Genomic DNA, 25,974 nt, shown 5'->3' on the forward strand with positions numbered 1-25,974 from the left:
GGGCCAGCGCTGACCCTCGCCGAACACCTGCCCGTCCACCTCACAGATCGACTGAGCCGCTCATGATCGAGATTCCGTCCGACCTCCACCCGGACCTCGTGCCGCTGGCCTTCCTCCTCGGCAACTGGGCGGGTGCGGGCGTCTCCGACTTCCCCGGCGCCGAGAAGTGCAACTTCGGCCAGGAAGTCACCTTCAGCCACGACGGCCGGGACTTCCTCGAGTACGTCTCGCACTCCTGGGTGCTGGACGCCGACGGCAAGCAGGTCAAGCCGCTGGAGACCGAGTCCGGCTACTGGCGCGTCGACAAGGACCGCAAGGTCGAGATCGTCATGGTCCGCGACCAGGGCATCGTCGAGATCTGGTACGGCGAGCTGGCCAAGCAGAAGCCGCAGATCGACCTGGTCACCGACGCGGTGGCCCGCACCGCGGCCTCCGGCCCGTACAACGGTGGCAAGCGGCTCTACGGCTATGTGAACAGCGACCTGATGTGGGTCGGCGAGAAGGCCACCCCGGACGTCGAGCTGCGCCCGTACATGTCGGCGCACCTCAAGAAGGTCGTCACCCCGGAAGAGGTCGCCGCGATGGCGAAGAGCCTCGGTGACCTGCCGGACGACGGCATCGCCTTCTTCAAGTAGGAGCGGTCCCCAGGAGCGGTCCCCGGCTTTCCGGCGCAGACGTGCCGGTGCCTGCCCCGCCCTACACTGGGCCTGTGGTGAGCACCGACTGGAAGACCGATCTTCGGCAGCGTGGCTACCGGCTGACGCCGCAGCGTCAGCTTGTCCTGGAGGCCGTCGACCGGCTGGAGCACGCGACGCCCGACGACATCCTCTGCGAGGTGCGCAGGACCGCGTCGGGCGTGAACATCTCCACCGTCTACCGGACCCTGGAGCTCCTGGAGGAGCTCGGGCTCGTCAGCCACGCGCATCTGGGGCACGGGGCTCCGACGTACCACCTGGCCGACCGGCACCACCACATCCACCTGGTCTGCCGGGACTGTACGAACGTCATCGAGGCCGATGTCGACGTGGTCGCCGAGTTCACCGCGAAGCTGCGCGGCGCGTTCGGCTTCGAGACCGACATGAAGCACTTCGCGATCTTCGGCCGCTGCGCCGACTGCACGGCGAAGGCGGCGGAGGGGGCGGAAACGGCGGAGGCGGCGGACACCGGTCCTGAGGAGACCGGTCCGGCCGAGGTACCCCGGTAGCGAGCCGCAGCAGGGTCGTACGCTGGTCGCATGAAGAGCCCCTTGCTGTCCCTGCCCGGCGCCGTCCCCGCCGAAGGGCGCGACGAAGGCGTCGCCGCGCACTACGGCGACCTGTTCCGCGAGCAACGCGCGCTCGCCGACGGCCTCGGCCTCGTCGACCTCTCGCACCGTGGTGTCGTCACGGTCACCGGCGACGACCGGCTGACCTGGCTGCACCTGCTGCTCACCCAGCACGTCAGCGACCTGGCGCCGAACCAGGCCACCGAGGCGCTGATCCTCTCCGCCAACGGGCACATCGAGCACGCCCTCTATCTGGTCGACGACGGTGCGACGGTGTGGATGCACGTCGAACCGGAGACGCAGGGCGAGCTGATCGCGTACCTGGAGTCGATGAAGTTCTTCTACCGGGTCGAGGTCGCCGACCGTACCGAGGACTTCGCCGTCGTCCAATTGCCGGCGGGTTCCATCGCCGAGGTCCCGGACGGCGTAGCGGTACGGGAGACGGCGCACGGCCGTGACCTCTTCCTGCCGCGTGCCGACCTGGAGGCGTACGCCGCCGGGCACGGCCCCGCCGCGGGCATCCTCGCCTACGAGGCGCTGCGCATCGAGTCGCACCGCCCGCGCCTCGGCTTCGAGACCGACCACCGGACCATTCCGCACGAGCTGGGCTGGATCGGCACGGCCGTTCATCTCCAGAAGGGCTGCTACCGGGGGCAGGAGACGGTCGCCCGTGTCCACAACCTGGGGAAGCCGCCGCGCCGGCTCGTCTTCCTGCATCTGGACGGCAGTGAGGTGCACCTGCCCGGCCACGGAACACCGGTCCGGCTGGCCGCCGACGGCGAGGACGGCCGTCAGCTCGGCTTCATCACCACATCGGCCCGTCATCACGAGCTGGGCCCGATCGCCCTGGCGCTGGTGAAGCGGAACGTGGCCGTGGACGCGGAACTGATCGCGGGGGCCACCGCGGCGGCCCAGGAGACGGTCGTCGAGCCTTAGACCGACCGGCGCACGGGGGCGGCGTCGCGGTGCCGGTCGGTCTTAGACGCCCTACGCGCGGCCGTCCACCCGCGCTGCTACACGTCGATCACTACGGTGAACGGGCCGTGGTTGGTGAGCGAGACGCGCATGTCCGCCCCGAACCGGCCCGTCTCCACCTGTGCGCCGAGCGCGCGCAGCTGCGCCACCACCTCGTCGACCAGCGGCTCGGCGACCTCACCCGGGGCGGCGGCGTTCCAGGTGGGCCTGCGGCCCTTCCGGGCGTCCCCGTAGAGAGTGAACTGCGAAATGACCAAAAGCGGTGCATTCACGTCCGAGCAGGACTTCTCGCCCTCCAGGATCCGCAGGGTCCACAGCTTGCGGGCAAGCTGTGCCGCCTTCTCCGCGGTGTCGCCGTGAGTGACCCCCACCAGCACACACAGCCCCTCGCCGACGATCTCGCCGACGATTCCGGTCCCCGACGGATCGTCGGAGGTGCCCGCAACGGCGACGCTCGCGCCGTCCACTCTCTGTATCACTGCACGCATACAGACCAACCTATCTTGGGCTGAACGGGTACAGAGCACCTGCGTGAGCACCGTGCGTAGTGGCACGATGCACGATGTCGGTGTGCCGACGCACCGGTCGAGGGGACGGAACATCATGACCACACAGGGAACCGGGCCATCACCCGGTGCGGTACCGGTGACACGTGCTGCCGGTACCGTGCGCCCACCCGTACAGCGGTCCGGCGCGCTGCCCGGACAGGGCCCGTTGTCCGCGCAGCTGCCCACGACACTCACCGGCCCCTTGTCCGTACCGGGACAGACGGGGAACGGCGGGGCCGGGGAAGGGCTCGCCTCGGTGCGTCCGCAGCCCGAATTCCGCGGACTGCGGCTGCCGGAGCTGCGCACACTCCGCCGTGACGCGCAGCGCGACGAGGCGGACCTGAGTTACGTACGCCGTCTGGTCCAGGGCCGCATCGACATCCTGCGTGCCGAGCTCGCCGGTCGCGCCGGCCCGGAGTCGCCGGTGGTGGACCGGCTCTCGGAGATCCTCGCCGACGCCCCGTCCGTCCACCGCTCCTCGGCGAGGCACGTCACCCTCACCACGCCGCGCAGCGACGAGTACCGGCAGCTGGCCGAGGACACACTCGCCGAGGTCGAGCTCTCCGACCTCGACGCCCGGACGGACGAAGAACTGCTCACGGCCATGGCGCGCCTCGTCCGCTACGAACAGCGGGTCTCCCGGCGCCGGCACCGGCTCCAGCACACCGTTGACGATTGCAGTGCGGAGATCGCCCGCAGGTACCGTGACGGCGAAGCACAAGTAGACGATCTGCTCGCCTGAAGCGATCCTTCCGGGGGCAGGTACCGCCCGCTCCCGGAAGGCCACCAGCCACCATGACCTCCATATCTCCCGCCGCGTCCCCCACGCTCCCGGTCCTGGCCGAGGTCGTGCGGTCCGGTTTCACCGAGGGCCACCACCGGGGGTCGCTGGTCGTGCTGGCCGCCGACGGACGTGTGGAGTACGCGCTCGGCGATCCGGCGGCTCCGGTCTTTCCGCGCTCGTCCAACAAGCCGATGCAGGCCGCCGCGATCCTGCGGGCCGGACTGGATCTCTCCGGGGAGCGGCTGGCGCTGGCCGCCGCGAGCCACTCGGGGGAGGACTTCCACCTCGACCTCGTCCGCACGATGCTCGCCGAGCACGGACTGAAGCCGGACGACCTGCAGACCCCGCCGGACCTTCCGCTGGACCCGGTGGAGGCGGAGGCGTACCTCGCCGCGGGGCGGGTGCGGGAGCCGCTCACGATGAACTGCTCCGGCAAGCACGCGGCGATGCTCGCCGTCTGCGTACAGAACGGCTGGGACACCTCGACGTACCTCGACCCGGCGCACCCGCTGCAGCAGCTCGTCGGCCAGGTGGTCGCGGAAGCGGCGGGCGAGCCGGTCGCGGCGGTCGGCACGGACGGCTGCGGGGCCCCGCTGATGGCGATCGGCCTGGTGGGCCTGGCGCGCGCGTTCCGTACGTTCGTGCTGGCGGAGCCCGGCACCGCGGAGCGCCGGGTCGCGGACGCGATGCGGGCGCACCCGGAGTTCGTGGCCGGGACGCGGCGCCCGGACACCTGGCTGATGCGCGAGGTGCCGGGCACGCTCTCGAAGATGGGCGCGGAGGCGGTCCAGGCGGTGGCGCTCGCGGACGGCAGGGCGCTGGCCTTCAAGATCGACGACGGTTCGACGCGCGCGCTGGGCCCGGTGCTGGCCCGTGCGCTGGACATGCTCGGTGTCGACGCCCCGGTGGTGTCCCGCATCGGCAGGGCACCGTTGCTGGGTGGCGCCGCGGAGGTCGGCGAGATCCGCGCGGCGTTCTGAGGGACGGGCCGAATCGAGCGGTGCCGGATCCCGTCGAAAAGCGCGCGACTTTCCGGCGGGACCGTGCCTAGCGTGGGGTCATGAGCCTTGATCTCCGTACCGTCACCGAGTCCGAGTACCCCGACTGGCTGCGCGCCGTGGGCACCGGGTTCCTGAACTCCTCGGTGCCGACGGACGAAGAGATCAAGGGGCGTCTGGCGCATACCGATCTGTCGCGCGTCCAGGGTGTGTTCGACGCCGGGCGGTGTGTGGCGACCTTCCGGTCGTTCGCCCAGGAGCTGTCCGTCGTCGGCGGCGCCACGGTGCGGGCCGACGCGATCAGCGCCGTGACGGTGACGCCCACGCACCGCCGCCGCGGACTGCTTCGCCGGATGATGACCGCGGACCTGGCGGCGGCGAAGGAGCGCGGCGATGTGGTCGCCTCGCTGATCGCGGCCGAGTACCCGATCTACGGGCGGTACGGCTTCGGCCCGGCGTCCTGGACCACGGAGTGGGAGATCGACGTCCCCAGGGCCGGCCTGGACCCGCGCCGGCCGGTCCCCTTCGAGGGGGACGCCGGCCGGATCGACCTGGTGGACGGCGCGGAGGTACGCAGGATCGGCCCCGCGCTCCATGACCGGCTGGCCGTCCGCCAGCCCGGTGTGATCAGCCGGGACGAGCGCTGGTGGCGCCTCAACACCGGGATCGACGTGCCGCCGAAGGACGAGTGGAAGGAGCCGTTCTACGCGGTCCACCGCTCGGCGGACGGTGAGGTCGACGGTCTGATCGTCTACCGGGCCGACGACAACTGGAGTGACGCGAAGCAGCCGTTGAACAAGGCGACGGTGAAGAGCATGATCGCGGTGACCCCCGAGGCGGAACGGGCCCTGTGGCACCTCCTCTTCTCGATCGACTGGATCACCACGGTCCGCACCGGCTACCGCGCCCCGGACGACCTGCTCCCCCTTCTCCTTCCGGACCCCCGGGCCGCCCGCACCGTGACCCAGGCGGACTGGCTGTGGCTGCGCATCCTGGACATCCCCCGGGCCCTGGAGGCCCGCGCGTACGCGAGCGAGGCCACCCTGGTCCTGGACATCCACGACGGGACGGGGCTGACGGCCGGCCGTTTCCGGCTGGATGTCTCGCCGTCGGGCGCCTCCTGCACCCCGACGACACAGAGCGCCGACCTAACTCTGGACGCACGGGAACTGGGGACGCTGTTCCTGGGCGACGAGTCGACGCTGCGGCTCGCCGCACTGGGCCGGATCGAGGAGAACCGGGCGGGGGCTGCGGCTTCGGCGGACGCGGTGTTCCGTACGGCGCGGCGGCCGTGGTGCCCGGATGTGTTCTGACGCGTTCCGAGGTGCCCGGGTGGTCCGGGGCTGCTACAGAGCTGTGCCCACCACGAGCACGGCCAGGAGCACGGCGCCGGCAGTGGTGCACTGCTCGCTGCCGGACTTCAGGCCTCCTACCAGCAACGAGACGGCGAAGCTGAACGGGACGCCGAATTTCCATTCCAGGTACCGGTCGATGACGAGGATGACTACGGGCATGGCGGTCCCTCCTGAGGAGGTGAGGAGCGAAGGCTCCGGGAAGCGGCCGATGCGCGAGCTGCACCCGTACGGCGTTGGACGGATTCAGCGATGAACGTGCCTTGTCTGAAAGGATGTTGGCGAAGTTGGCTGCCAACTTACTTTTAGTTGTCCCCACTTGGTACAAGTTCATAACCAACTAGGGAACAAGTTCCGTTAGATGGCAAGAAGTTGTAGCGTTCTGTTGTGACCCCTGAGCGCAGAGCTATGAACGGCACCAAAAAGCCCTCCTCCGAAGAGGTGGCGGACATCCTGCGCGAGCGGATCCGCACCGGCGTACTCAAAGCCGGCGACCACATGCCGACGCAGGCGCAACTCGTCGAGGAGTTCGGCATCGAACGGGGCGCGATCCGGCGGGCGGTGGAGCATCTGAAGGCCGAGGGCATGCTCACCGCGGTCACCCGGGGCGCCCCGGCGCGCATCGCGGGTCCGCCACCCGTCGTCGACGAGGCGGACGGCGGTGAGCCCCAACAGACGGCAGCCGGCCTGGGGCCGAAGATCCTGGCGGCGTTCGGGGCTCCCGATGTGCGGATCGACGCGCTCTGCCTCACGTCGGAATCCCTCGCGCTCGCCCTGGCGGAACCGCTGCAGCGGATCCGGTCCGGCCGTCTCGCCCCGCGTTCGGTCAAGGTGCGCATCCTGCTGCCGGACCGTGATCTGGACCTGGCGTTCCCCCGGCCCGCCGACGAGCCCAAGGATGCCGCACAGGTCCATGAGCGCTGGCTGCATCTGCGCAACATCCAGGGCGCGGCCCTGCGGCACAACCTGCTGGCGATGCGCAGCACGCGCAACCTCGACGTCGAAGTGACCTTCCGGGCCCTGCCGTTCACTCCGCCCGTGAAGATCTACCTGCTCAACGGCACCGAGGCGCTGTTCGCTTACTACACCGTCACCCGGCGCGAGGAGCAGATCGGCGGCAGCCCCGTCGAGCTCTTCGACGTGCTGGGGAGCGACTCGACGCTCTTCACCTTCAACGGTGACGGCGGGGTGCGGGACGAGGCCTTCGTCGCGCAGTCGTCGATGTGGTTCGAGAGCCTGTGGACCACCGTGGCGACCGACCTGAACCTGGAGCCCTGATGCGAGGATCGTGTGTTCCCCGAGTTCTGTCGCGGGGGTCGCGGGCAGTATGGGGAGGCGAAGGTGCCGGCCCCGGCCCGCTGCCCAGATGGACGGAGCGACGTGACTCAACCGCACCCGACCGACCCGCATGCTCTCCTCTCCGCCGCCGCATGCGTCCTCTTCGACTTCGACGGCCCCATGTGCCGGCTGTTCGCCGGCCATCCGGCTGAGGGGGTCGCGCAGCGGCTCTCCGTGAGGCTGGCGGCACTCGGCCGTGATCCGGCAAAGGTGGCCGCGAGCGTGCGGGATGCCGACCCGCTGGGTGTGCTGCAGGCGGTCCGCAAGCACTATCCGCACGACCGCGCGCTGATGGCCGAGCTGGACGAGCAGCTCACCGAGGAGGAGATCGTGGCGGCGGGAAGGGCCACGCCGACCCCGGGCGCGGCGGAGCTGATCCGCGCCCTGGAGGCGGCCGGTACGCGCCTGGCGGTGACCACCAACAACTCCCCCGCGGCGGTGACCTCCTATCTCGCCCGGGACGGTCTCGGCCCGTGCTTCGACGGGCACATACACGGCCGCAGGCCGGACCCGGCCCTGCTCAAGCCCGACCCGGACTGCCTGCATCGAGCCCTGGAGTCGACCGGGGTGGCCGCCGCGGACGCGCTGATGATCGGTGACTCGGCCGCCGACTGGGTGGCGGCCAGCAAGGCCGGAGTGGCCTTTCTCGGTTATGCGGAGAGCGCTGAGAAGGGCCGGAAGCTGCGTGACGCGGGAGCGGAGGTGAGCGTCTCCACGCTCGAAGGGCTCGTCCGCGTGGTGGACTCCCTGCGCTAGCGGGATACCAGCGCCGCTCGAACGGTGACGGCGAGTGTTTCAGCCCGAAATCGCTCGGCCTGAAACGAGTGACGAGGACGTGAATTTCCCACGCCCGGGACGATCAGCGGGGTACCTTCCTCGTCAGTTCCTGAGTTCCGCACCCACGAGGCGCCATCCAATGAAAGTCGACGCACCGTCCGAAGTTCGCCTGGTGGCGGCGGGGACAGCCGGGCTGGCCTACGACGACCGGGCGATCGAGGGCCCGCTCCAGGGACATCACCACGAGACCTACGTCATCCCGCCGCCGTCCGGCAGTGACCTGCGATGCAAGGTGCGGGAGCAGCGTCCCGGGCTGTTCTGGTACGACCGGCGGTGCTTCCGGTCCGAGGAGCTCCTTCTCCGGGCCCTGCAGGGGCGGGTGCAGAGGATTCCGAAAATCATCGAGGCCGGTCCGGGGGTCTGGCTGCAGGGGTTCGTCGAGGGCCGCACCCTGGGTCGGGGTGTGCTGCCCAGCGGGCCGCTCTCCGCCCGGCACAGCAGCCAACTCGGCCAACTCTTCGAAGAGTTGGCAGCGGTCAAGACGGACGAGATCGACATCGGGCGGATCTGCCGCCCCGAGGACCGGCCCGAGGACGGCGACTGTGCCGGCTTCCTGGCCAGTCTGATCCAGTTCACGCAGAAGCGGGTCTACCTGGAGCACGGCGCCCCGTACCACGGGCTGTTCGGGCAGCTGGGCGTGAGCGGCGCCGCTCTGGAGGGGCTGAGGAGTCGGGCGCAGGCGTTGGGATCCCGGCCTTTCGTGCTCGTCCACGGCGATCTGCACCGGAAGAACTTCATCGTCGATCTCCGTGGTGACCTGTGGACCATCGACTGGGAACTCGCCATGATCGGCGACCCGCTCTACGACCTGGCGACGCACCTGCATCTGATGAGGTACGCGGACCGGGAGCGGGAGCGGATCTGCGGGATCTGGGAGGCGGCGGTCGAAGCGGCCCGGCCGGACGCCACTGCGGGGTGGCGGCGGGATCTGCCTGTGCTGCTCGCCTACAAGCGGGCCCAGTCGGTGTATACGGATGTCATCCGGGGCGCCCTCGCGCTGGAGCATCCGGCGGGTGGGCTGAACCGGCGCGCGCTCCCCGGGGTGGCCTGGCGGGTCCAGCAGGCGCTGGTAGCCGCCCAGCCGGTCCTCGGGGTGCGGACCGCCCCCACGCTCCGGCAGGTCATGGGCGCCTACCGGCAGTGGTTCAGGACGCGCCCCGCCGTCACCGCGTCCGCACCCTGAACAGCACCCCCGACATCCCCACCGCGAGCACCAGGATTCCCGTCGCCCACGCGAGCGCGATCCACGGGGCGTTGCCCACCGGCTGGTTCAGCAGGAGGCCCCGGAGGGACTCGATGGCCGGGGTGATCGGCTGGTGGTCGGCGAAGCCGTGGAGCCAGCCGGGCATGGTGTCGACCGGGACGAACGCGCTGCTCGGGTAGGGCAGGAACGACATGAAGAAGGTGAACCCGCCGGCTGCCTCCGGGGTGCGGGCGAGCAGGCCGATCGCCGCCGAGATCCAGGACAGGGCCGTGATGTAGGCGAGGAGCACCGCGGCGACGGCGAGCCATCCGGCGGGGGTGGCGGCGGGGCGGAAGCCGATGAGCAGGGCGACGCCGAAGACCAGGGTGGTGGAGACCAGATTGCGTACGGTGCTTGCCACCACGTGCCCGGCGAGCACCGGCGTACCGCCGACGTCCAGGGAGCGGAAGCGGTCGATGATGCCGCCCTTCATGTCCTCGCTCACGGCGACCGCCGTGGTGGAGGCGCCGAACCCCGCGCACAGGAGCAGGACGCCGGGGACGACGTACATGACGTACGAGTCGTAGGCGGTGCCCGTGTCGATCGCGCCGCCGAAGAAGTAGACGAAGATCAGCATCAGCATGATCGGCAGCATCATCGAGGTGATGACGGCGTCGACGTTGCGGCGGCTGATGCGCAGGCTGCGGCCGGTCATGACCGCGGCGTGGGTGAGGGTTCCTGGTGCGTCAGACATGGGCGGGTGCCTCCGTCGTCTGTGCGGTGAGGGTCAGGAATACGTCGTCGAGGGTCGCGCTGTGCACGGAGAAGCGGTCCACGTCGGTGCGGTGCGGGTCGATCTCGTCGAGCAGGGCGCGGATATGGGCTCCCGTGCCGTCCGTGGGCAGGCCCAGGGTCAGCGTCCCGGGAGAGTGGTGGACGGCCCCGGTGGCGAGCCGGAGGTAGGCCTCGCGACTGGTGAGGACCACGTCGAGGCGGTGGCCGGAGGTGTGTGACTTCAGCGTGTCCGGGGTGCCTTCGGCGACGATCCGGCCCTTGTCCAGTACGGCGATGCGGTCGGCCAGCTGGTCGGCCTCCTCCAGGTACTGGGTGGTGAGCAGCACCGCGGCGCCCCGGCCCGCGAGGTCGCTGACGACCTGCCAGAGCTCCCGGCGGCTGCGCGGGTCGAGGCCGGTGGTGGGTTCGTCGAGGAAGAAGACGCCGGGTTCGGGCGAGCCGACCAGCCCGGCCGCGAGGTCGAGACGGCGCCGCATGCCTCCGGAGTACGTGCGGGCCTGGCGGCGGGCGGCGTCGGTGAGGCCGAAGCGGACGAGGAGCTCCTCGGCCCGGTGCCGGGCCTGTTCGGGCGAGAGGCCTGTCAGCCGCGCCATCATCCGCAGGTTCTCCTCGCCGGTCTGGGTCTCGTCGACGGCGGCGAACTGCCCGGTCAGGCTGATCGCGCGGCGCACCCGGCTCCGGTCGGCGACGACGTCGTACCCGGCGACGCGTGCCGTGCCGGAGTCGGCGGTGGTGAGGGTGGCGAGGATCCGGACGGCCGTGGTCTTGCCCGCGCCGTTGGGGCCGAGGAGCGCGAAGACGGAGGCGCGGGCGACACGGAGGCCGACGCCGTCCAGGACGCGGACCCGGGCGTCCGGTTTTCCGTAGGACTTGGTCAGGCCGTGCGCCTCGATCATGACGTCGTTCATGGCCGTACTCATGACGATCCCCCTTCTGCGTATGGCATACGCGTTACTGCGTAAGCATTACGCAAACTTAGGATGGTGGCAAGCCAGTACTGGGGAAGGCGGCTTCGGGTGACGGAGAACAGCAGCGTGTCGGGCGGCACCGGCCTGCCGGCCAGCATCGAGGCCGCGTGGGGACTGCGCGACCGGCCGGTCAAGGGTCCGAAGCCCGGCCTGACGCTGGACCGCATCGTGGCAGCGGCCGTGGCGGTCGCCGCGTCGGAAGGGCTCTCGGCCGTCTCGATGGGCCGGGTCGCCAAGGAGCTGGGCGCCTCCACCATGTCGCTCTACCGTTACGTCTCCGCCAAGGAGGAGCTGTACGTCCTCATGCAGGAGGCGGCCATGGGCGTCCCGGCGCCGCTGCCCGCGCTGGAGGACGGAGCGGGCTGGCGGGAGGCGCTCGGCCAGTGGGCGTGGGCCCAGCGCCGGATGTTCCAGCGCAATCTGTGGTCCCTGCGCATCCCGATCTCAGGTCCGCCGGCCAGTCCTCATTCGGTCGCCTGGTGGGAACAGGGCCTCCAGGCGCTGGAGGGCAGCGGGCTGAACGAGGGCGACAAGATCTCCGTCATCCTCCTCGTCTCGGGCTTCGTACGGAACGAGGCCCTGCTGATGAGCGATCTCGCCGCCGCCGTCGAGGCGAAGGGTGTCCCGGCCCAGGAGGTGATGGCGCAGTGGGAGCGGACGGTGAAACGGCTCGTCGACCCCGTCCGGCATCCGGCGCTGTCCAGACTGCTGAGCACCGAGGTCATGAGCGAGCCGGACGAAGCCGACTACGAGTTCGTGTTCGGTCTCGAGCGGGTGCTCGACGGGGTCGAGGCACTCATCAAGAAGGGTGCGCCGTCATGAGCGACGAGAAGACCAGCCTGCGCGAGCGCAAGAAGCAGCTGACCTATCAGGCGGTCTCCGACGCCGCGATCGCGATGTTCCTGGAGCGGGGCTTCGACAAGGTCTCCGTGGCCGAGGTGGCAGCTGCTGCCGACATCTCCAAGCCGACGCTGTTCCGGTACTTCCCCTCCAAGGAGGACCTGGTGCTGCACCGGTTCTCCGACCACGAGGACGAGGCGGCCCGGGTGGTCTCCGGCCGGGCTCCGGGCGAAACGCCCCTGGCCGCGCTCCGCCGCCACTTCCTGGACGGTCTCGACCGGCGCGACCCGGTGACGGGGCTCTGCGACCATCCGGCGGTGCTGGCGTTCCACCGGCTGCTCTACGGAACCCCGTCCCTCGTCGCCCGGTTGTACGGGTACCAGGGGCGCTCCGAGAAGGCGCTCGCGCGCGCCCTGGGCAACGGGGTGCCGGCGCGGCTCGCGGCAGGGCAGATCGTTGCCGTCCTGCGGATCCTGGCCGAGGAGAACTGGCGGCGGATCGACGCGGGGGAGAGTGCCGAGCAGGTGTACGGGAGCGCGGTGGCGTCGGCCGAACTCGCCTTCGTCCAGCTGAGGACGGGGCTGGAGCAGGTCAGCCGTTGAGGAGGTCTCCCTCCTCGACGGCTCACACATCCGCCTGGGTGAGGGCGAACCCGAACGGCCCGTACAGATCGGCCGGTTCACGGTGGAGCACCCCTGTCATCCCGAGGGCGACGGCCGCGTCGACGTTCTCCTGGCGGTCGTCCACGAAGAGGCACCGGTCCACCGGCACCCCCGCTCGCGCGGCGGCGATCCGGTAGATCGCGGGGTCGGGCTGGGCGACGCCCTCCACGGCACTGCTGACGACATGGTCGGCCGGATCGCCGATCCCCGACGTGGCGAGTTCGCCGGCCAGTTGGAGGGCCGCATGGGTGACCAGTACGAGCGGCACCCGGGCCCTGGCCCGTCGCAGGAGGGCCACCACCTCCTCGTCCGCCCGGAACGGCGCCCGGGCGAGCGCCCGGCCAAGCGCGCGGGCCCGGTCCTCGTCCACCCGGCCGGCGAGGCCGGGACACGACGGCCTCGACCCACTCGTCAGGGTGTATCCGGTCCAGGCGCAGCGGGAGGCCGGTCTCCGGGGCGTACGCGATGACTTCGCCGGTCGGCCGGTGGTACCGCGCCGGCGGATGCGAACGCCAGGATGTCGCGTACCGCATCGCCCAGTGCGGCGAAGCGCCGGTGCGCACCGGTCTGCGTGCTCGCGGTGGCGGCGGCGTTCACCGACCACACCGTCATCCCGGCCCGCAGACCGGCCCGCACCCCTGACGGAGCGTCCTCGATCACCAGGCAGTCCTCCGGCCGGGCTCCGAGCCGCTCGGCCGCCAGCAGATACGGCACCGGGGACGGCTTGCCCTCCTCCACCGACGCGGCGTCCACGATCACCTCGGGCACCGGCAGCCCCGTACGGGCGAACCGGCCGAGGACCCGGTGCTCGTAGTTGGACGTGACCAGGGCCCACGAGCCGGTGGGAAGGGCGGCCAGCAGTGCCGCGGCGCCGTCGAACGCGGTGTAGTCGCCGGTACGGACGTCCTCGTCCTCAAGTTCGTGCAGCAGGTCCAGGCAGGCGTGCGGATCCCGGTCCGGGGCGACCTCGGCGAAGGTCTCCATGGGCCGTGTGCGCAGCGCCGTCCGGTAGACCTCGTCGGGGTCGAGACCGTGCCGCAGCGCCCAAGTGCCCCAGACCGTGCGCTGGTTGTCGAGCGCGTCGATCAGGGTGCCGTCGACATCGAACAGCACGTACTTTCCGGGCGCCCGCATCGTCGGTCTCATTCCGCCGCCGGTATGTCCAGGGCCGTTCCGTACAGGCGGGAGACCCGGATCCGGATCACCACGCGGTGCTCCGCCACGACCTGCGCCAGGAAAGCGGCCTCGTCCGCCGGGTCGTCGAAACCCGGCGTCAGGGAGAGTAGTTCACGGCCGGTCGCATCACCGGCCACAACGGTCTCCTGCGACACCTCCGCCTCGCCCTCGGCCACCGCGAACGCCCAGTCATCGCTGCCGCGGACGTGCAGCGAGGCGTGCGGATCCCGGCGCAGCATGCGCACCTTCAGCCGATCGGCGGTGGTGGAGACGCGGACCACCCGCTCCTCGCTGTCCCAGCGGTACAGCACGGTCGACAGGTGCGGGTGGCCGGTACTGCGGACGGCGGCGAGCACGCCGAACTGCTGTTCCTGCAGGATCCGGGAGAGCTCCTGGTCGGTGAGGACGCGGGGTGCGGGCCCACTCTTCGGGTTCGATGTTTCGACGGCGTTCATGGATACACCTTTCAGGAACGGGCGGGAGCAGGGCGCAGGACGAGGAGTGCGAGGACGAAGGCGGCGACGAGCAGGCCCGTGCCGACGGTGAACGCGAGTTGGTAGCCACTGGTCAGCGCCTCGGCCCTGCTGCGGCCGTCCGCCAGCAGCCGCTCGCTGCGGCCCGCCGCGAGCGTGGACAGCACGGCGACGCCGATGGCCATACCGATCTGCTGCGTGGTGTTGAAGACGCCCGAGGCGAGCCCGGCGTCGTCGTCCCCCGCACCGGACATGCCGAGTGCCGTCAGTGCCGGGAGGGCGAGCCCGAAGCCGGCGGCCAGGAGCATCACGGGGAGCAGGTCGGTCACGTAATGCGCCTGTACGGGAACCCGGGTGAGGAGCCCGAGCGCGCCGATCAGCAGCAGGATCCCGGCCAGCAGGACGGCGCGCTCACCGAACCGGGCGTTCAGCCGCGCCGAGACGCCCAGCGATACGGCTCCGATGACAGCGGCGGCCGGCAGCATGGCGAGACCGGTCTCGGCGGCGCCGTACCCGAGCACGTTCTGGAGGAAGAGCGCGACGAGGATCTGGAACGAGAACAGGGCGGCCACCATGAGGGCCTGGACCAGGTTGGCCCCGGCCACACTGCGCGACCGGAAGATCCGCAGGGGCATGAGCGGCGTTTGGGCGGTGGCCTGGCGGACGACGAACCCGACGAGGAGTGCGAGGGCGAGTGCGCCGAGACCGAGCGTGGGCGCGGAGACCCAGCCGTACTCCTCGACCTTGACCACGGTGTAGATCCCCAGCATCAGGCCTGCGGTGACGAGGGCGGCACCTAGGACGTCGGCCCCGGCAGCGAGGCCGATGCCGCGGTCGGCGGGCAGGACGCGGCGGGCGATCAGGAGGGCCGCGATGCCGATCGGCAGGTTGATGAAGAAGATCCAGTTCCAGGCGAGCGCATCGGTGAGGCCGCCGCCGAGCACCTGCCCGATCGACGCGCCCGCCGCCCCGGTGAACGAGAACACGGCGATGGCCCTGGCGCGTTCCCGTCGCTCGGTGAACAGGGTGATGAGAATGCCCAGGCCGACGGCCGAGGCCATCGCGCTGCCGACGCCCTGCAGGAACCGGGCGGCGATCAGCACCCCGGGGGTCGCTGCCGCGCCGGCCAGGAGCGAGGCCGCGGTGAACACCATGGTCCCGGCGACGAACATGCGCTTGCGGCCGATCAGATCGCCGAGCCGGCCGGCCAGCAGGAGCAGGCTGCCGAACCCGATCAGATAGGCGTTGACCACCCAGCTGAGGCCGGCGGATGTGAATCCGAGGTCGCGCTGGATGGCGGGCATCGCCACGGTCACGATGGAGCCGTCGAGGGTCATCATCAGCATCCCGGAGGCGATCACTCCGAGGGCCAGCCTGCGGGTACGGGCGGTGGGCCCGGCGGTATCGCACGGCGGAAGGGGTGCAGTCACAGACATCGGTTTTCTCCTGTCGGACGGGTCGACAGGAGTGACCGTAGCAGATGGTTTCGTTGCAGACTATATTTAACGGTCCTACGCGATGCGGTCAGCTCTGGCCCTGGCGTGCGCGCCGGACCGGCCGGGGGTTCTCGACGGGGGTGGCCAGGTGCTCGTCGGCCAGCTGGTTCAGGGCCCGCAGCAGCGCCTCGCGGTCGTCGCCGGGGAGCGTCGCCAGGGCTTCCTTGTGCACGTGGTCGACGATTTTCTGGCTCCGCTCGGCGAGCCGGGCGCCTTCCTCGGTGACGGCGATGATCCGGGCCCGCCGGTCACGGCTGGACGGTCGCCGCTCGGCGAGCCCCGCGCCCTCCAGGGCGTCCACGGTCACCACCATCGTGGTCTTGTCCATGTCGCCGATCTCCGCGAGCTGGATCTGGGTGCGCTCCTCCTCCAGCGCGTGGACCAGGACGCAGTGCATCCGTGCCGTCAGCCCGATCTCGGCGAGGGCGGCGGCCATCCGGGTCCGCAGGACGTGGCTGGTGTGGTCGAGGAGGAAGGAGAGGTCGGGTGCGGTGCGAGCGGGCGTCATGGCGGTCATGTCAGCCAGCGTAACAACTCGGTCCGTGACAGATTGTCCGGAAGGAACGTATCAGGGCCCGCCGCGCGGCCCCGGATACGGCAGTTCTCGGCTACGGAAGCTCGGTCCGGAGAAGGGCCCGCGCGAACGGCTCCCCGGTGGCCTCGGCGTACGCCACCCGCTCCTTCACCTCGCGCAGAGTGCGCGGGCGGTAGCCGGGGCCGCCGAAGCAGCAGCCCTTGTGGAAGCGGATGCCCGCGTGCAGCAGCACCGAAAGAGCCCGCCACGCTGCCGTGTCCCTCCGTCGCGGCGCCGCGAAGGCGGACCCGACATGGATCAGCGTTCCGGTGCAGCGCGGACAGACGCGTTCCCGGTCCCTGTCGTAGGGCTGCTTGTACGAAGCCCGGCACGGCAGGCAGACGTACGCGGTCTTCGCGTGGGACATGCGCTCAGCGTAGGGGCCCGATCCGTTGCGTTCGAGCTGTTTTCCCACCGGTTCCACGGTGCGGACCCGGCTCAGCGGCCCCGCCACAGACGCCCGATGCGGCGACGGATCCCGCGCCGCGGCCGGCGAGGCCGTACCGGAGACGCCGGTCGGCCGCCCTCGCCCGGCTTCTCACCACGCCTGCGGCCCCACGGATCGTCGGGCGACACCATCGGCACCTTGCGCTCCGCCTGCGCCTGGATCTCGTAGTGGGCGTCATGAGCAGTCACCCTGAACGCCTCGTCGTACGAGGCCATGGCGGCGCGGATCGCCGCGCCGGCGACCCCGCGACGACGGGCGCGGGACGACAGCCACGTGAAGAAACCCATGACGGCGGCGAGTGCGCCCGCGAGTACCAGGAGCGGCAAGAGCTCACCCATGAGCCGGAGCCTACGGGACCTGAACCGCGCCCCGGCGCTCACCTCGACAAGCCGGACCTGAAGCACCGATCGCCGGGACGGGGCACTGCCGCCGTGCCATGCTGGTGAGCATGACCCTGGAGGACCTGGTACGGCTGCGCCGCGTCCGGGACATGATGGACCGCGCATACGCGCAGCCGCTGGACGTTCCGGCGCTGGCGAACGTCGCCCTCATGTCGCCCGGACACTTCTCCCGCAGCTTCCGCGCCGCCTTCGGGGAGACGCCCTACAGCTATCTGATGACCCGCCGTGTCGAGCGGGCGAAGGCGCTGCTGCGGCGGGGCGACCTGAGCGTGACGGACGTCTGCTTCGCCGTCGGATGTACCTCACTGGGGTCGTTCAGCTCGCGCTTCACCGAGCTGGTCGGCGAGAGCCCCAGCGCCTACCGGGCCCGACGCCACGAGGCGGGCGCCGCGATCCCGGCGTGCGTCGCCAAGATCATCACGAGACCGGTCAGGAACGGAGAAGCGAAATCAGCCGCCGACTCGTAGCGTCGAAGCCATGAACATCAACCTCTCGCAGTGCTTCATCGCAGTCGACGACCATGACAAGGCGCTCGCCTTCTACCGCGACGCCCTCGGCCTGGAGGTACGCAACGACGTCGCGTTCGAGGGGATGCGCTGGGTGACCGTCGGCTCGCCCACGCAGCCGGACGTGGAGATCGTCCTCGAACCGCCGCTCGCCAACCCCAACGCCTCGCAGGCCGACAAGCAGGCGATGGCGGAACTGCTGGCCAAGGGCAATCTGCGCGGCGTGATCTTCTCCACCGACGACTGCGACGCCACCTTCGAAAGCATCAGGGCCGCCGGCGGGGAGGTGCTGCAGGAGCCGATCGACCAGCCCTACGGCGTCCGCGACTGCGCCTTCCGCGACCCGGCCGGGAACATGGTCCGCTTCACCCAACCCCGCAAGGCGTAGGAACCGCCTGCGGTAGGGTCCCCGCCATGGCGGTGCGGCGCTCCAACTCCTGGGCTCCGCAGGCATTCCGGCTCCTCGGGGCGGTACGCCGCCCGGCGATGCCGGCCGGAACGAGCGTGAGGCCGCCGCCGGCCGGTCCGACGCCTCGGCCGACACCGCCCCGCCGATCCGACGGACCGCTGCCGCTACGGCTCCCACGCATGCAGAACCGGACGTACTGCTCGAAGCCGGTCGGATCGAGCCGGGCGACACCGACCGGGACCGCTCAGCGGCCCGCCTCACAGATGGAGAGACGATAAGCATGGCCACGAAGAAGGACACGCAGTCGCCCGCGCTGCACGATGCCGACAGCCACGACCTGATCCGCGTGCACGGCGCGCGCGTGAACAACCTCCAGGACGTCAGCATCGAGATCCCGAAGCGTCGGCTGACGGTGTTCACCGGTGTCTCCGGATCGGGCAAGAGCTCGCTGGTGTTCGGCACGATCGCCGCTGAGTCGCAGCGGCTGATCAACGAGACGTACAGCAGCTTCGTGCAGGGCTTCATGCCGACCCTCGCACGGCCCGACGTCGACGTACTCGACGGACTGACGACCGCGATCAGCGTGGACCAGCAGCGGATGGGGTCCGACCCGCGCTCCACGGTGGGCACCGCCACGGACGCCAACGCGATGCTGCGCATCCTCTTCAGTCGGCTCGGGAAGCCGCACATCGGCTCGGCCAAGGCCTTCTCCTTCAACGTCGCCTCGATCAGCGGTGCGGGCGCGGTCACGGTGCAGCGTGCCGGGCAGACTGTGAAGGAGCGGCGCAGTTTCAGCATCACCGGTGGCATGTGTGCGCGCTGCGAGGGCCGGGGCAAGGTCTCCGACATCGACCTCACCCAGCTGTACGACGACTCCAAGTCGCTGGCCGAGGGCGCGTTCACCATCCCCGGCTGGAAGTCGGACAGCCAGTGGACCGTGGGGCTCTACGCCCAGTCGGGCTTCCTCGACCCGCACAAGCCGATCCGCAGGTTCACCAAGAAGGAGATGCAGGACTTCCTCTACCGGGAGCCGGTCAAGGTCAAGGTCAACGGCATCAACCTCACCTACGAGGGGCTGATCCCCAAGATCCAGAAGTCGTTCCTGTCCAAGGACAAGGAGGCGATGCAGCCGCACATCAGGGCGTTCGTGGAGCGCGCGGTCGCCTTCAGCAGCTGCCCCGAGTGCGACGGCACCCGCCTCAACGAGGGCGCCCGCTCGTCGAAGATCAAGCGGAAGAGCATCGCCGACGCCTGCGCCATGGAGATCAGGGACCTGGCCGACTGGGTCCGCGGCATCGAGGAGCCGTCGGTGGCGCCGCTGCTCCTCGCGCTGCAGCAGACCCTCGACTCGTTCGTGGAGATCGGCCTCGGCTATCTCTCGCTCGACCGGCCGGCGGGCACGCTGTCCGGCGGCGAGGCGCAGCGCGTGAAGATGATCCGTCACCTCGGCTCGTCGCTCACGGACATCACCTACGTCTTCGACGAGCCGACGATCGGGCTGCACCCGCATGACATCCAGCGGATGAACGGCCTGCTCCTGCAGCTGCGCGACAAGGGCAACACCGTGCTCGTGGTCGAGCACAAGCCGGAGGCCATCGCGATCGCCGACCATGTCGTCGACCTCGGTCCCGGCGCCGGTACGGCGGGCGGCACCGTCTGTTACGAGGGCAGCCTCGAAGGGCTGCGGTCCAGCGGCACCGTCACCGGCCGCCATCTCGACGACCGGGCCACCGTCAAGGAGACGGTGCGCAAGCCCACGGGCGCTCTGAAGATCCGCGGCGCGAAGGCGAACAACCTGCAGAACGTGAACGTCGACATTCCGCTCGGCGTGCTCACCGTCATCACCGGCGTCGCCGGCTCCGGCAAGAGTTCGCTCGTGCACGGCTCGATCCCGGCCGACGAGGGTGTGGTGGCGGTCGACCAGGCCCCGATCAAGGGCTCCAGGCGCAGCAACCCGGCGACGTACACCGGACTGCTCGAGCCGATCCGCAAGGCGTTCGCCAAGGAGAACGGCGTGAAGCCGGCGCTGTTCAGCGCCAACTCCGAGGGCGCCTGCCCTACGTGCAACGGCGCCGGCGTCATCTACACCGACCTGGCGATGATGGCCGGCGTGGCCACCACCTGCGAGGACTGCGAGGGCAAGCGGTTCGACGCCTCGGTGCTCGAGTACCACCTCGGCGGCCGCGACATCAGCGAGGTGCTCGCGATGTCGGTGACCGAGGCCGAGACGTTCTTCGGCGCCGGCGAGGCGCAGACGCCGGCCGCGCACAAGATCCTTGGGCGGCTCGCCGACGTCGGTCTCGGCTACCTCACCCTCGGCCAGCCGCTCACCACGCTGTCCGGCGGCGAGCGGCAGCGGCTCAAGCTGGCCACCCACATGGGCGACAAGGGTGGCGTCTACGTCCTCGACGAGCCGACCACGGGCCTGCACCTCGCCGACGTCGAGCAGTTGCTCGGCCTGCTCGACCGGCTGGTCGACGCCGGCAAGTCGGTGATCGTCATCGAGCACCACCAGGCGGTCATGGCACATGCCGACTGGATCATCGACCTCGGCCCGGGCGCAGGCCACGACGGTGGCAAGATCGTCTTCGAGGGCACACCCGCCGCCCTCGTCGCCGACCGCTCCACGCTCACGGGCGAGCACCTGGCGGCTTACGTCGCCACCTGACCGAGCCCTCGCGGACGCCGCGAGCATCGCGTGTCAAAGGCCGTGAACCGGGGTGGGGTTGGCAAGGCCGACCCCACGTCCTACGTTGGGCCGATGACGGATCCTGATGTGCCGGCCGTCGTTCGATCCGCCGTCGGTGGCGAACGCGAGGTGCTGGAAGCGTTTCTGGACTTCCAGCGAGGCGTGGTGCGACGCAAGGCCGCCGGGTTGTCCGACGGGCAGGCCCGGCGGAACCTGGTTCCTTCGGCGACGACGATCGCCGGGCTGCTCAAGCACCTGGCAATCGTCGAGCACAACTGGTTCGAGCGGATCCTGACGCAGCAGCCGTCGGATCTGCCCGCCCCCGACGCCTCGTTCGCGGTCGGGGAGGACGAGATCGTCGAGGACGTGCTCGCGGCGTATGACGCGGCCTGCGCCCGGTCGCGGGAGCTCGCCGCGACGTTCGAGCTCGATCACGTGGTGCCGCAGGAGGAGCTCGGGCAGGTGTCGCTCCGCTGGATCTACGTACACATGATCGAGGAGACCGCCCGGCACGCCGGGCACGCCGACATTCTCCGGGAGCTCACGGACGGCTCGACCGGCGTGCTGGGCTGACCACTTGCCCGTCGCGAGGTCGAAGCGCCGAACCAGCGGCGGGTACAAAGGCGCACTACCGGTCCGGCGTTACCGGCCGTGCAGCCGGATCCGCAGCGGACCGACCGGCTCGTAGCCATGGCGCATGGCGGACGCCAGGTCGTCGCTCCGCTCGTTGCCGACCACCGGCACGGTGGGGAACAGCCGGTTCACCGCGTCCAGTACGCCGGGCCGAGCCGATTCGGGCCGCCGACGAGCCGAAGTCATGGGAGATTCCGACCACGTGGTCGCTGCTGCTCGCCACCGCGCCGGCGACCACTCGGCCGTTGGCCTGCGCGTCGAACTCGCCCGCGAAGCCGTGCGATCGGCTCATCGCCGCGCACCACTCGGCGTTGTTGCGGGCGGCGGCCTGGACCAGGAGCTGCTTCGGAGTCGTCACGCGTGCAGATCATGACGCGGCCGGCCCGCCCTGTCGTACGGATTCCGGCTGCAAGGTGTCCGTCCACAGCGGGTGACACAGGAAAAGGCAAGGAGGTTACCCACTCCTTGCCACTCTCAAGGTATAGCGCACAGGGGGGCTTGCGGCAAGGCCGGGGTCGTGTCGCAGAATGGCCGGCCAAGGTCAGAACCTGCGGAAATCGCATATTCGCGAAATATGTGTGTTTCGTTGGCGTACAGCTTCCGCGGGAGCGTCGAACCGTCGGTGGGACTCACGGTGCGGCTGGCCGAAATCCGATGTCGTTGAATGGGCGTTCTGATGATTGACGTGATCGTGGTCGGCGGCGGACCGACCGGCTTGATGCTGGCCGGCGAACTGCGGCTGCACGGCGTGCACGTGGTCGTGCTGGAGAAGCTGACCGAGCGGACCGAGGAGTCCCGCGGGCAAGGCCTGCACGCGCGCAGCGTCGAGATGATGGACCAGCGCGGCCTGCTGGACCGGTTCCTCGCGGTCAGTGAGAAGTTCCAGGTCGGCGGTCTCTTCGGCGGCATCATGAAGGCGTGGCCGGACCGGCTGGACACGGCTCACCCGTACGGCGTCGCCACCCCGCAGCCGGTCACCGAACGGCTGCTCGACGAGCATGCCCTCGAAGCCGGCGCGGAGATCCGGCGCGGCGTCGAAGTGGTCGGGGTGAGCCAGGACGACGACGGGGTGACCGTCGAGCTGGCGGACGGCACGCACCTGCGCTCGCGCTATCTCGTCGGGTGCGACGGCGGGCGCAGCGTGGTGCGCAAGCAGCTCGGCGTCGGGTTCCCCGGCGAGGCCGCCAAGGTCGAGACGCTGCTGGGTGAGATGGAGGTGACCGAGGACCCGGCGACGATTGCCGCCGTCGTCGAGGAAGTCCGCAGGACCCAACTGCGATTCGGCATCGGCCCCAGTACGAACGGGGCGGTCCGCGTCGTCGTGCCCGCCGACGGGGTGGCCGAGGACCGTGCGACCGCGCCGACCCTCGAGGACTTCAAGAAGCAGCTGCGGGCGTTCGCAGGCACCGACTTCGGCGTGCACTCGCCGCGCTGGCTGTCCCGGTTCGGCGACGCCACCCGTCAGGCCGAGCGCTACCGGGTCGGCCGGGTGCTGCTGGCCGGCGACGCCGCGCACATCCACCCTCCGACCGGCGGTCAGGGGCTCAACCTCGGCGTGCAGGACGCGTTCAACCTCGGCTGGAAGCTGGCCGCCGCGGTCAACGGCTGGGCACCGGAGGGTCTCCTCGACAGCTATCACACCGAACGGCACCCGGTGGGCGCCGGCGTGCTGGACAACACCCGCGCGCAGATCACGCTGCTGGGGGCCGATCCGGGTGCGACCGCGCTGCGGGAGCTGTTCGCGAAGCTGATGGACTTCGAGGAGGTGAACCGGTACGTGACCGGGATGATCACCGCGGTCGACGTGCGCTACGACGTCGGCGAGGGTCACGAACTGCTCGGCCGGCGGATGCGGGACGTGGAACTGAAGCAGGGTCGCCTCTACGAGCTGATGCACGGAGGCCGCGGGCTGCTGCTCGACCGGACCGGCCGGCTCTCGGTGGCGGGCTGGGCGGATCGGGTCGACCACGTCGTCGACGTCAGCGAGGAACTGGACGTGCCCGCGGTACTGCTGCGACCGGACGGCCACGTGGCGTGGGTCGGTGAAGATCAGCAGGATCTGCTCGGCCGGTTGCCGAAGTGGTTCGGCGCTGCCGTCGGCTGAGGGCGCAGCGAAGGCGGCTCCGGAAGCGGTGAGGAAGTCCAGCACGTCGCGGTCCGGATGCCGGCCGAAGAGGTTGGACTTCCGGAGTCCCCGGCCGGCGGGGCTGCTGTTCCTGGTCGGTCACGTGCGTCGGTTCTCAACCGGCTTCCGGTGCGGCACATGAGAAGTCGTACACGGCCCACTCGGTGAGCGGGACGTAGCCGATGCGTTGGTAGAGGGCGTTGCTGGTGGGGTTGGCAGGGTCCGCGAAGAGCACGACGTCCGTCGCGCCCGCGGCCAGCGCGGCCCTGCTCACCTCGACCGTCACGGCGCCCGCGTAGCCGCGGCCCCGGAGGTGGGCCGGGGTGTAGACGGGGTCCACCCGGATCATGCCGCCGACCATCGATGTCATGGCTGCCATGGATAGGGGGGTGCCGTCCCGGGTCTCCCAGAACGTGAAGTGTTTGTCGGCGAAACGCGAGTCGGCCCAGGAGTCGGCGTCCACGGACGGGACTTCTCCGACGGTGTCGAGGAACTCGGCGCACCAGCGCACGAGTTGCTCATGGTTCTGCTCACCCACGACTCGCCCCCGGCCGTCCGGGACCGGCTCCGGTGGGGTGAGCGTGCCGAGACGGTACAGACGGATCCGCGTTCTGAGTGTCGGCGCTGCGCCTGTGTGCCGCTGCCATGCCTCGGCGAAAGCGGTGGCGGTGCTGTGGTCCGCGCTGACGTACGGAAAGGAGTGCTGGAGGGCGGCCAGGTGGGCGGCGAGGGTGTCGGCCTGCTCGGGGGTGAGGGGGGTGACGCTCAGGCCGCGGGACGGGATGCGGTAGAAGGTGGCGTGGACCTTGCCCGCTCGTTCCAGTCGGCCGAAGACGGTGGCCCGGGCGCCGTGCGCGTCCGCCCCGCGCGTTGTTCGCAGTTTCTCGGTCACCGTCAGCGGCATGGTGTGCAGGGCGGGCCGAGAGCGCAGGAATTCTCCGGCTCGGGCGAGGAAGTCGTCGACGTCTTCGGTGAGGTGCCAGTCATCTGTGCGCATGCTGCATGATCCCCCATGCTGCAGGTGGCCCCGGACGGGATGAGGCCCTGACCTGCGGTGCCTACGGTCGAGTGGGACAGGTTGGTGGTCGGTGTCCCGCTCGACCGCGGGCAGCGTGGCCGTTCACCCACGGAGCCAGGCCGGCAGGCGCCGTGGGGTCGGTTGCGAGGTGCTGGCTGCCATGGCTCGGGGAGCCGGCTCGGGTCCCTTGACCTGTTGGGCGAGCCGGTATGCGTCGGCTTCGCCGATGAGTTCCTGGGAGCGGATCCGGTGCTCGACGTGCATGCCGTTCGCTCCTACTGCTGGAGCTCCATGACGTCGGCGACCACGCAGCTGATGTTGTCGGGGTCGCCGGAGCCGTTGGCGAGGGCGATGAGTTCGCGGACCGCCTGCTCGGGCTCTTCGGTCCCCGAGAGCACCCGGCGAATCTCTTCGGTCCGCACGACGGTCGACAGACCGTCGGAGCAGAGCAGGTATCGGTCCCCCTGCTGAACGTCGTGAAGGCGGATGTCGGGGGTGCCATCGGCTCCTCGGCCCAAGGCTCGTAGCAGCATCGACCGCTGGGGGTGGGAGACGGCTTCCTCCGGACTGATGCGTCCTTCGTCGACCATCGACTGCACCACGGTGTGATCATGCGTGATCTGGAACAGCTCTCCGTCGCGCAGGAGGTGGACGCGGGAGTCGCCGATGTGGACGAGGGCCAGTCGCGATCCGGTCCAGAGCATCGCAGTGAGTGTGGTGCCGGCCCCTTCGGGTGAGGAGCCGGGTCCTGCGACGCCGTTGACGGCCTGCTCGGCCTGCTCGATGGCGTCTTGGAGGACGTTGAGGAGATCGCCTGCCGGGAGACCGGCGGTGTCGAGGCGCTTGAGCACGTCGATGGCGGCCGCGCCGGCCGGGGCTCCTGCGCTGCCGTATCCGTCGGCGACGGCGAGCAGGCGCGACCCGGCGTAGGCGGTGTCCTGGTTGTTCTCGCGGACGAGCCCCGTGTCGGAAAGGGCGGCGTAGCGGATTCCCAGGGGCTTGGTGGTCGGAGACATGGCGGGGTCCTTCCAGGAAAGATGGTCGATGAGGAAGGAAGCGAGGTCCCGTCGAGCGGCTGTGTCGGCCTCGATCCGGGCCCGGAACGCGCGGATCTCCTGCGCCGCAGCGGCTGACTCCAGCGTGCAGACGTGCTGGATGCGGGCCAGGGGCATCCCCAGGCGTCGGAGCCAGGCGACCAGCCGGGCCCGGTCCAGTTGTTCCGGTGCGTAGAGGCGATAGCCGCTCACCGGGTCGACGCGAGCGGGGGTCAGCAGTCCGAGCTCGTCGTAGAGGCGCAGCGCCTTCGGCGACAGGCGGGACGCCTTCGCGAACGTTCCGATGGTCAGCAACCCCATGCTCGCTCCTCCTCATGCCGAGCACGTCGCCCGGCCCTTTGATGCTGTGGCCTCCCCCAAGGTGAAGGTCAACCGGTGTCCTGCCGGAACCTTGGTCGTCCGACTCGTACGCCACCGATAGCGGCGT

The 25,974-nt window shown here is 70.3% G+C and carries 29 protein-coding genes and 1 pseudogene; 16 read left to right on the plus strand and 14 right to left on the minus strand.

All coding sequences use genetic code 11. From position 1 onward, the window contains the following. Positions 1-62 precede the first annotated feature (62 nt). From ACFWBQ_RS17825 to ACFWBQ_RS17835, 3 genes are all read left to right on the plus strand, one after another. Positions 63-635: an FABP family protein gene (locus ACFWBQ_RS17825; protein WP_385489374.1), complete on the plus strand. Its 573-nt coding sequence runs from the start codon at positions 63-65 to the stop codon at positions 633-635. Positions 636-709: 74 nt separating this feature from the next. Continuing rightward, a complete protein-coding gene (locus ACFWBQ_RS17830; protein WP_385489377.1) occupies positions 710-1,204 on the plus strand; it encodes a Fur family transcriptional regulator in 495 nt (164 codons plus the stop codon). Positions 1,205-1,234: 30 nt separating this feature from the next. Further along, a complete protein-coding gene (locus tag ACFWBQ_RS17835) occupies positions 1,235-2,200 on the plus strand; it encodes a YgfZ/GcvT domain-containing protein (protein WP_385489379.1) in 966 nt (321 codons plus the stop codon). A gap of 77 nt (positions 2,201-2,277) precedes the next feature. Here ACFWBQ_RS17835 and dtd read toward each other — a convergent pair whose 3' ends face one another. Then, positions 2,278-2,727: a D-aminoacyl-tRNA deacylase gene (gene dtd / locus ACFWBQ_RS17840; protein ID WP_385489381.1), complete on the minus strand. Its 450-nt coding sequence runs from the start codon at positions 2,725-2,727 to the stop codon at positions 2,278-2,280. Between the two features lie 115 nt (positions 2,728-2,842). On the opposite strand from dtd, the gene ACFWBQ_RS17845 reads away from it, so the two are divergent. The 3 genes from ACFWBQ_RS17845 to ACFWBQ_RS17855 all read left to right on the plus strand — a co-directional run bounded on the left by ACFWBQ_RS17845 (position 2,843) and on the right by ACFWBQ_RS17855 (position 5,882). After that, positions 2,843-3,529 (plus strand): ABC transporter substrate-binding protein, encoded by a 687-nt coding sequence (locus ACFWBQ_RS17845; protein WP_385489384.1) that lies wholly within the window; start codon positions 2,843-2,845, stop codon positions 3,527-3,529. A gap of 53 nt (positions 3,530-3,582) precedes the next feature. Further along, complete coding sequence (locus ACFWBQ_RS17850; protein WP_385489387.1) at positions 3,583-4,551, plus strand: asparaginase; 969 nt, start codon at positions 3,583-3,585, stop codon at positions 4,549-4,551. A gap of 80 nt (positions 4,552-4,631) precedes the next feature. Beyond that, positions 4,632-5,882, plus strand: a complete 1,251-nt coding sequence (locus tag ACFWBQ_RS17855; RefSeq protein ID WP_385489390.1) for a GNAT family N-acetyltransferase — start codon at positions 4,632-4,634, stop codon at positions 5,880-5,882. A 33-nt stretch (positions 5,883-5,915) separates the two neighbouring features. On the opposite strand, the gene ACFWBQ_RS17860 is transcribed toward ACFWBQ_RS17855, so the two are convergent. Continuing rightward, entirely contained in the window at positions 5,916-6,083 is a 168-nt protein-coding gene (locus tag ACFWBQ_RS17860; RefSeq protein WP_385489393.1) for a hypothetical protein, read from the minus strand. A 246-nt stretch (positions 6,084-6,329) separates the two neighbouring features. Between ACFWBQ_RS17860 and ACFWBQ_RS17865 the strand changes: the two genes are divergently transcribed. From ACFWBQ_RS17865 to ACFWBQ_RS17875, 3 genes are all read left to right on the plus strand, one after another. Beyond that, positions 6,330-7,199: a winged helix-turn-helix domain-containing protein gene (locus ACFWBQ_RS17865; protein WP_385489396.1), complete on the plus strand. Its 870-nt coding sequence runs from the start codon at positions 6,330-6,332 to the stop codon at positions 7,197-7,199. A 102-nt stretch (positions 7,200-7,301) separates the two neighbouring features. Then, entirely contained in the window at positions 7,302-8,015 is a 714-nt protein-coding gene (locus ACFWBQ_RS17870; protein WP_385489399.1) for an HAD family hydrolase, read from the plus strand. Between the two features lie 160 nt (positions 8,016-8,175). Continuing rightward, complete coding sequence (locus ACFWBQ_RS17875; RefSeq protein WP_385489402.1) at positions 8,176-9,279, plus strand: phosphotransferase; 1,104 nt, start codon at positions 8,176-8,178, stop codon at positions 9,277-9,279. On the opposite strand, the gene ACFWBQ_RS17880 is transcribed toward ACFWBQ_RS17875, so the two are convergent. After that, a complete protein-coding gene (locus tag ACFWBQ_RS17880; protein WP_385489406.1) occupies positions 9,260-10,033 on the minus strand; it encodes an ABC transporter permease in 774 nt (257 codons plus the stop codon). The two genes, ACFWBQ_RS17875 and ACFWBQ_RS17880, sit on opposite strands and share 20 nt — an antisense overlap. Further along, positions 10,026-10,994, minus strand: coding sequence for an ATP-binding cassette domain-containing protein (locus tag ACFWBQ_RS17885; protein WP_385489409.1), 969 nt, complete (start codon positions 10,992-10,994; stop codon positions 10,026-10,028). The genes ACFWBQ_RS17880 and ACFWBQ_RS17885 overlap by 8 nt, the downstream gene beginning before the upstream one ends. 96 nt (positions 10,995-11,090) lie before the next feature. Between ACFWBQ_RS17885 and ACFWBQ_RS17890 the strand changes: the two genes are divergently transcribed. Then, positions 11,091-11,864 carry a TetR/AcrR family transcriptional regulator gene (locus tag ACFWBQ_RS17890; protein ID WP_385489411.1) on the plus strand — a complete coding sequence of 258 codons (774 nt, stop codon included), beginning with the start codon at positions 11,091-11,093 and terminating at the stop codon, positions 11,862-11,864. Then, complete coding sequence (locus ACFWBQ_RS17895) at positions 11,861-12,484, plus strand: TetR/AcrR family transcriptional regulator (protein ID WP_385489414.1); 624 nt, start codon at positions 11,861-11,863, stop codon at positions 12,482-12,484. The genes ACFWBQ_RS17890 and ACFWBQ_RS17895 overlap by 4 nt, the downstream gene beginning before the upstream one ends. Positions 12,485-12,506: 22 nt before the next feature. Here ACFWBQ_RS17895 and ACFWBQ_RS17900 read toward each other — a convergent pair. The 7 genes and pseudogenes from ACFWBQ_RS17900 to ACFWBQ_RS17930 all read right to left on the minus strand — a co-directional run. Continuing rightward, positions 12,507-13,011, minus strand: a pseudogene (locus ACFWBQ_RS17900) (HAD family hydrolase); the annotation flags it as partial. Further along, positions 12,956-13,678: an HAD family hydrolase gene (locus tag ACFWBQ_RS17905; protein ID WP_385489417.1), complete on the minus strand. Its 723-nt coding sequence runs from the start codon at positions 13,676-13,678 to the stop codon at positions 12,956-12,958. The pseudogene ACFWBQ_RS17900 and the gene ACFWBQ_RS17905, both read right to left, overlap by 56 nt. Before the next feature lie 8 nt (positions 13,679-13,686). Beyond that, on the minus strand, positions 13,687-14,175 hold the full coding sequence (locus tag ACFWBQ_RS17910) for a TIGR03618 family F420-dependent PPOX class oxidoreductase (protein ID WP_385489420.1): 489 nt from the start codon (positions 14,173-14,175) through the stop codon (positions 13,687-13,689). Positions 14,176-14,186: 11 nt separating this feature from the next. Then, the gene (locus tag ACFWBQ_RS17915) at positions 14,187-15,629 is read right to left on the minus strand and encodes an MFS transporter (protein WP_385489423.1); all 1,443 of its coding nucleotides are present in this window, start codon (positions 15,627-15,629) and stop codon (positions 14,187-14,189) included. A gap of 88 nt (positions 15,630-15,717) precedes the next feature. Beyond that, positions 15,718-16,206 (minus strand): MarR family winged helix-turn-helix transcriptional regulator, encoded by a 489-nt coding sequence (locus tag ACFWBQ_RS17920; RefSeq protein WP_385489425.1) that lies wholly within the window; start codon positions 16,204-16,206, stop codon positions 15,718-15,720. Between the two features lie 91 nt (positions 16,207-16,297). Next, positions 16,298-16,630, minus strand: a complete 333-nt coding sequence (locus tag ACFWBQ_RS17925; RefSeq protein ID WP_385489427.1) for a deoxyxylulose-5-phosphate synthase — start codon at positions 16,628-16,630, stop codon at positions 16,298-16,300. Between the two features lie 71 nt (positions 16,631-16,701). Beyond that, complete coding sequence (locus ACFWBQ_RS17930; protein WP_385489429.1) at positions 16,702-17,049, minus strand: hypothetical protein; 348 nt, start codon at positions 17,047-17,049, stop codon at positions 16,702-16,704. Positions 17,050-17,159: 110 nt separating this feature from the next. Here ACFWBQ_RS17930 and ACFWBQ_RS17935 point away from each other — a divergent pair, with 110 nt between their 5' ends. The 4 genes from ACFWBQ_RS17935 (at position 17,160) to ACFWBQ_RS17950 (ending at position 21,289) form a co-directional block, all read left to right on the plus strand. Next, entirely contained in the window at positions 17,160-17,579 is a 420-nt protein-coding gene (locus ACFWBQ_RS17935) for a helix-turn-helix domain-containing protein (RefSeq protein WP_385489432.1), read from the plus strand. Between the two features lie 10 nt (positions 17,580-17,589). Then, a complete protein-coding gene (locus ACFWBQ_RS17940) occupies positions 17,590-18,006 on the plus strand; it encodes a VOC family protein (RefSeq protein WP_385489435.1) in 417 nt (138 codons plus the stop codon). Between the two features lie 301 nt (positions 18,007-18,307). Next, positions 18,308-20,695 carry an ATP-binding cassette domain-containing protein gene (locus ACFWBQ_RS17945; RefSeq protein WP_385489438.1) on the plus strand — a complete coding sequence of 796 codons (2,388 nt, stop codon included), beginning with the start codon at positions 18,308-18,310 and terminating at the stop codon, positions 20,693-20,695. 93 nt (positions 20,696-20,788) lie between these two features. Continuing rightward, the gene (locus ACFWBQ_RS17950) at positions 20,789-21,289 is read left to right on the plus strand and encodes a DinB family protein (RefSeq protein WP_385489441.1); all 501 of its coding nucleotides are present in this window, start codon (positions 20,789-20,791) and stop codon (positions 21,287-21,289) included. A 69-nt stretch (positions 21,290-21,358) separates the two neighbouring features. Here the strand turns inward: ACFWBQ_RS17950 and ACFWBQ_RS17955 are convergent, their stop codons facing one another. Continuing rightward, complete coding sequence (locus ACFWBQ_RS17955; RefSeq protein WP_385489443.1) at positions 21,359-21,535, minus strand: hypothetical protein; 177 nt, start codon at positions 21,533-21,535, stop codon at positions 21,359-21,361. A gap of 490 nt (positions 21,536-22,025) precedes the next feature. Here ACFWBQ_RS17955 and rox point away from each other — a divergent pair, with 490 nt between their 5' ends. Further along, a complete protein-coding gene (rox, locus tag ACFWBQ_RS17960; RefSeq protein ID WP_385489446.1) occupies positions 22,026-23,453 on the plus strand; it encodes a rifampin monooxygenase in 1,428 nt (475 codons plus the stop codon). 136 nt (positions 23,454-23,589) lie between these two features. On the opposite strand, the gene ACFWBQ_RS17965 is transcribed toward rox, so the two are convergent. Together ACFWBQ_RS17965 and ACFWBQ_RS17970 are read right to left on the minus strand one after the other, a co-directional pair. Continuing rightward, positions 23,590-24,471: a GNAT family N-acetyltransferase gene (locus tag ACFWBQ_RS17965; RefSeq protein ID WP_385489449.1), complete on the minus strand. Its 882-nt coding sequence runs from the start codon at positions 24,469-24,471 to the stop codon at positions 23,590-23,592. A gap of 296 nt (positions 24,472-24,767) precedes the next feature. Beyond that, entirely contained in the window at positions 24,768-25,847 is a 1,080-nt protein-coding gene (locus ACFWBQ_RS17970; RefSeq protein ID WP_385489452.1) for a MerR family transcriptional regulator, read from the minus strand. Positions 25,848-25,974: the final 127 nt, after the last annotated feature.

Origin of the sequence: Streptomyces sp. NPDC060035 (assembly GCF_042736635.1) — a bacterium.
Classification (GTDB): Bacteria; Actinomycetota; Actinomycetes; order Streptomycetales; family Streptomycetaceae; genus Streptomyces.

Excerpts from the sequence above, each read along its gene's own strand:
- ACFWBQ_RS17825 (WP_385489374.1), top strand. The coding sequence starts at position 63 with ATGATCGAGATTCCGTCCGACCTCCACCCGGACCTCGTGCCGCTGGCC.
- ACFWBQ_RS17905 (WP_385489417.1), bottom strand. The coding sequence starts at position 13,678 with ATGCGGGCGCCCGGAAAGTACGTGCTGTTCGATGTCGACGGCACCCTG.
- ACFWBQ_RS17940 (WP_385489435.1), top strand. The coding sequence starts at position 17,590 with ATGAACATCAACCTCTCGCAGTGCTTCATCGCAGTCGACGACCATGAC.
- ACFWBQ_RS17885 (WP_385489409.1), bottom strand. The coding sequence starts at position 10,994 with ATGAGTACGGCCATGAACGACGTCATGATCGAGGCGCACGGCCTGACC.
- rox (WP_385489446.1), top strand. The coding sequence starts at position 22,026 with ATGATTGACGTGATCGTGGTCGGCGGCGGACCGACCGGCTTGATGCTG.
- ACFWBQ_RS17895 (WP_385489414.1), top strand. The coding sequence starts at position 11,861 with ATGAGCGACGAGAAGACCAGCCTGCGCGAGCGCAAGAAGCAGCTGACC.
- ACFWBQ_RS17865 (WP_385489396.1), top strand. The coding sequence starts at position 6,330 with ATGAACGGCACCAAAAAGCCCTCCTCCGAAGAGGTGGCGGACATCCTG.
- ACFWBQ_RS17920 (WP_385489425.1), bottom strand. The coding sequence starts at position 16,206 with ATGACCGCCATGACGCCCGCTCGCACCGCACCCGACCTCTCCTTCCTC.
- ACFWBQ_RS17945 (WP_385489438.1), top strand. The coding sequence starts at position 18,308 with ATGGCCACGAAGAAGGACACGCAGTCGCCCGCGCTGCACGATGCCGAC.
- ACFWBQ_RS17855 (WP_385489390.1), top strand. The coding sequence starts at position 4,632 with ATGAGCCTTGATCTCCGTACCGTCACCGAGTCCGAGTACCCCGACTGG.
- ACFWBQ_RS17925 (WP_385489427.1), bottom strand. The coding sequence starts at position 16,630 with ATGTCCCACGCGAAGACCGCGTACGTCTGCCTGCCGTGCCGGGCTTCG.
- ACFWBQ_RS17880 (WP_385489406.1), bottom strand. The coding sequence starts at position 10,033 with ATGTCTGACGCACCAGGAACCCTCACCCACGCCGCGGTCATGACCGGC.
- dtd (WP_385489381.1), bottom strand. The coding sequence starts at position 2,727 with ATGCGTGCAGTGATACAGAGAGTGGACGGCGCGAGCGTCGCCGTTGCG.
- ACFWBQ_RS17915 (WP_385489423.1), bottom strand. The coding sequence starts at position 15,629 with ATGTCTGTGACTGCACCCCTTCCGCCGTGCGATACCGCCGGGCCCACC.
- ACFWBQ_RS17935 (WP_385489432.1), top strand. The coding sequence starts at position 17,160 with ATGACCCTGGAGGACCTGGTACGGCTGCGCCGCGTCCGGGACATGATG.
- ACFWBQ_RS17970 (WP_385489452.1), bottom strand. The coding sequence starts at position 25,847 with ATGGGGTTGCTGACCATCGGAACGTTCGCGAAGGCGTCCCGCCTGTCG.
- ACFWBQ_RS17850 (WP_385489387.1), top strand. The coding sequence starts at position 3,583 with ATGACCTCCATATCTCCCGCCGCGTCCCCCACGCTCCCGGTCCTGGCC.
- ACFWBQ_RS17950 (WP_385489441.1), top strand. The coding sequence starts at position 20,789 with ATGACGGATCCTGATGTGCCGGCCGTCGTTCGATCCGCCGTCGGTGGC.
- ACFWBQ_RS17835 (WP_385489379.1), top strand. The coding sequence starts at position 1,235 with ATGAAGAGCCCCTTGCTGTCCCTGCCCGGCGCCGTCCCCGCCGAAGGG.
- ACFWBQ_RS17955 (WP_385489443.1), bottom strand. The coding sequence starts at position 21,535 with ATGACTTCGGCTCGTCGGCGGCCCGAATCGGCTCGGCCCGGCGTACTG.
- ACFWBQ_RS17860 (WP_385489393.1), bottom strand. The coding sequence starts at position 6,083 with ATGCCCGTAGTCATCCTCGTCATCGACCGGTACCTGGAATGGAAATTC.
- ACFWBQ_RS17965 (WP_385489449.1), bottom strand. The coding sequence starts at position 24,471 with ATGCGCACAGATGACTGGCACCTCACCGAAGACGTCGACGACTTCCTC.
- ACFWBQ_RS17845 (WP_385489384.1), top strand. The coding sequence starts at position 2,843 with ATGACCACACAGGGAACCGGGCCATCACCCGGTGCGGTACCGGTGACA.
- ACFWBQ_RS17930 (WP_385489429.1), bottom strand. The coding sequence starts at position 17,049 with ATGGGTGAGCTCTTGCCGCTCCTGGTACTCGCGGGCGCACTCGCCGCC.
- ACFWBQ_RS17875 (WP_385489402.1), top strand. The coding sequence starts at position 8,176 with ATGAAAGTCGACGCACCGTCCGAAGTTCGCCTGGTGGCGGCGGGGACA.
- ACFWBQ_RS17910 (WP_385489420.1), bottom strand. The coding sequence starts at position 14,175 with ATGAACGCCGTCGAAACATCGAACCCGAAGAGTGGGCCCGCACCCCGC.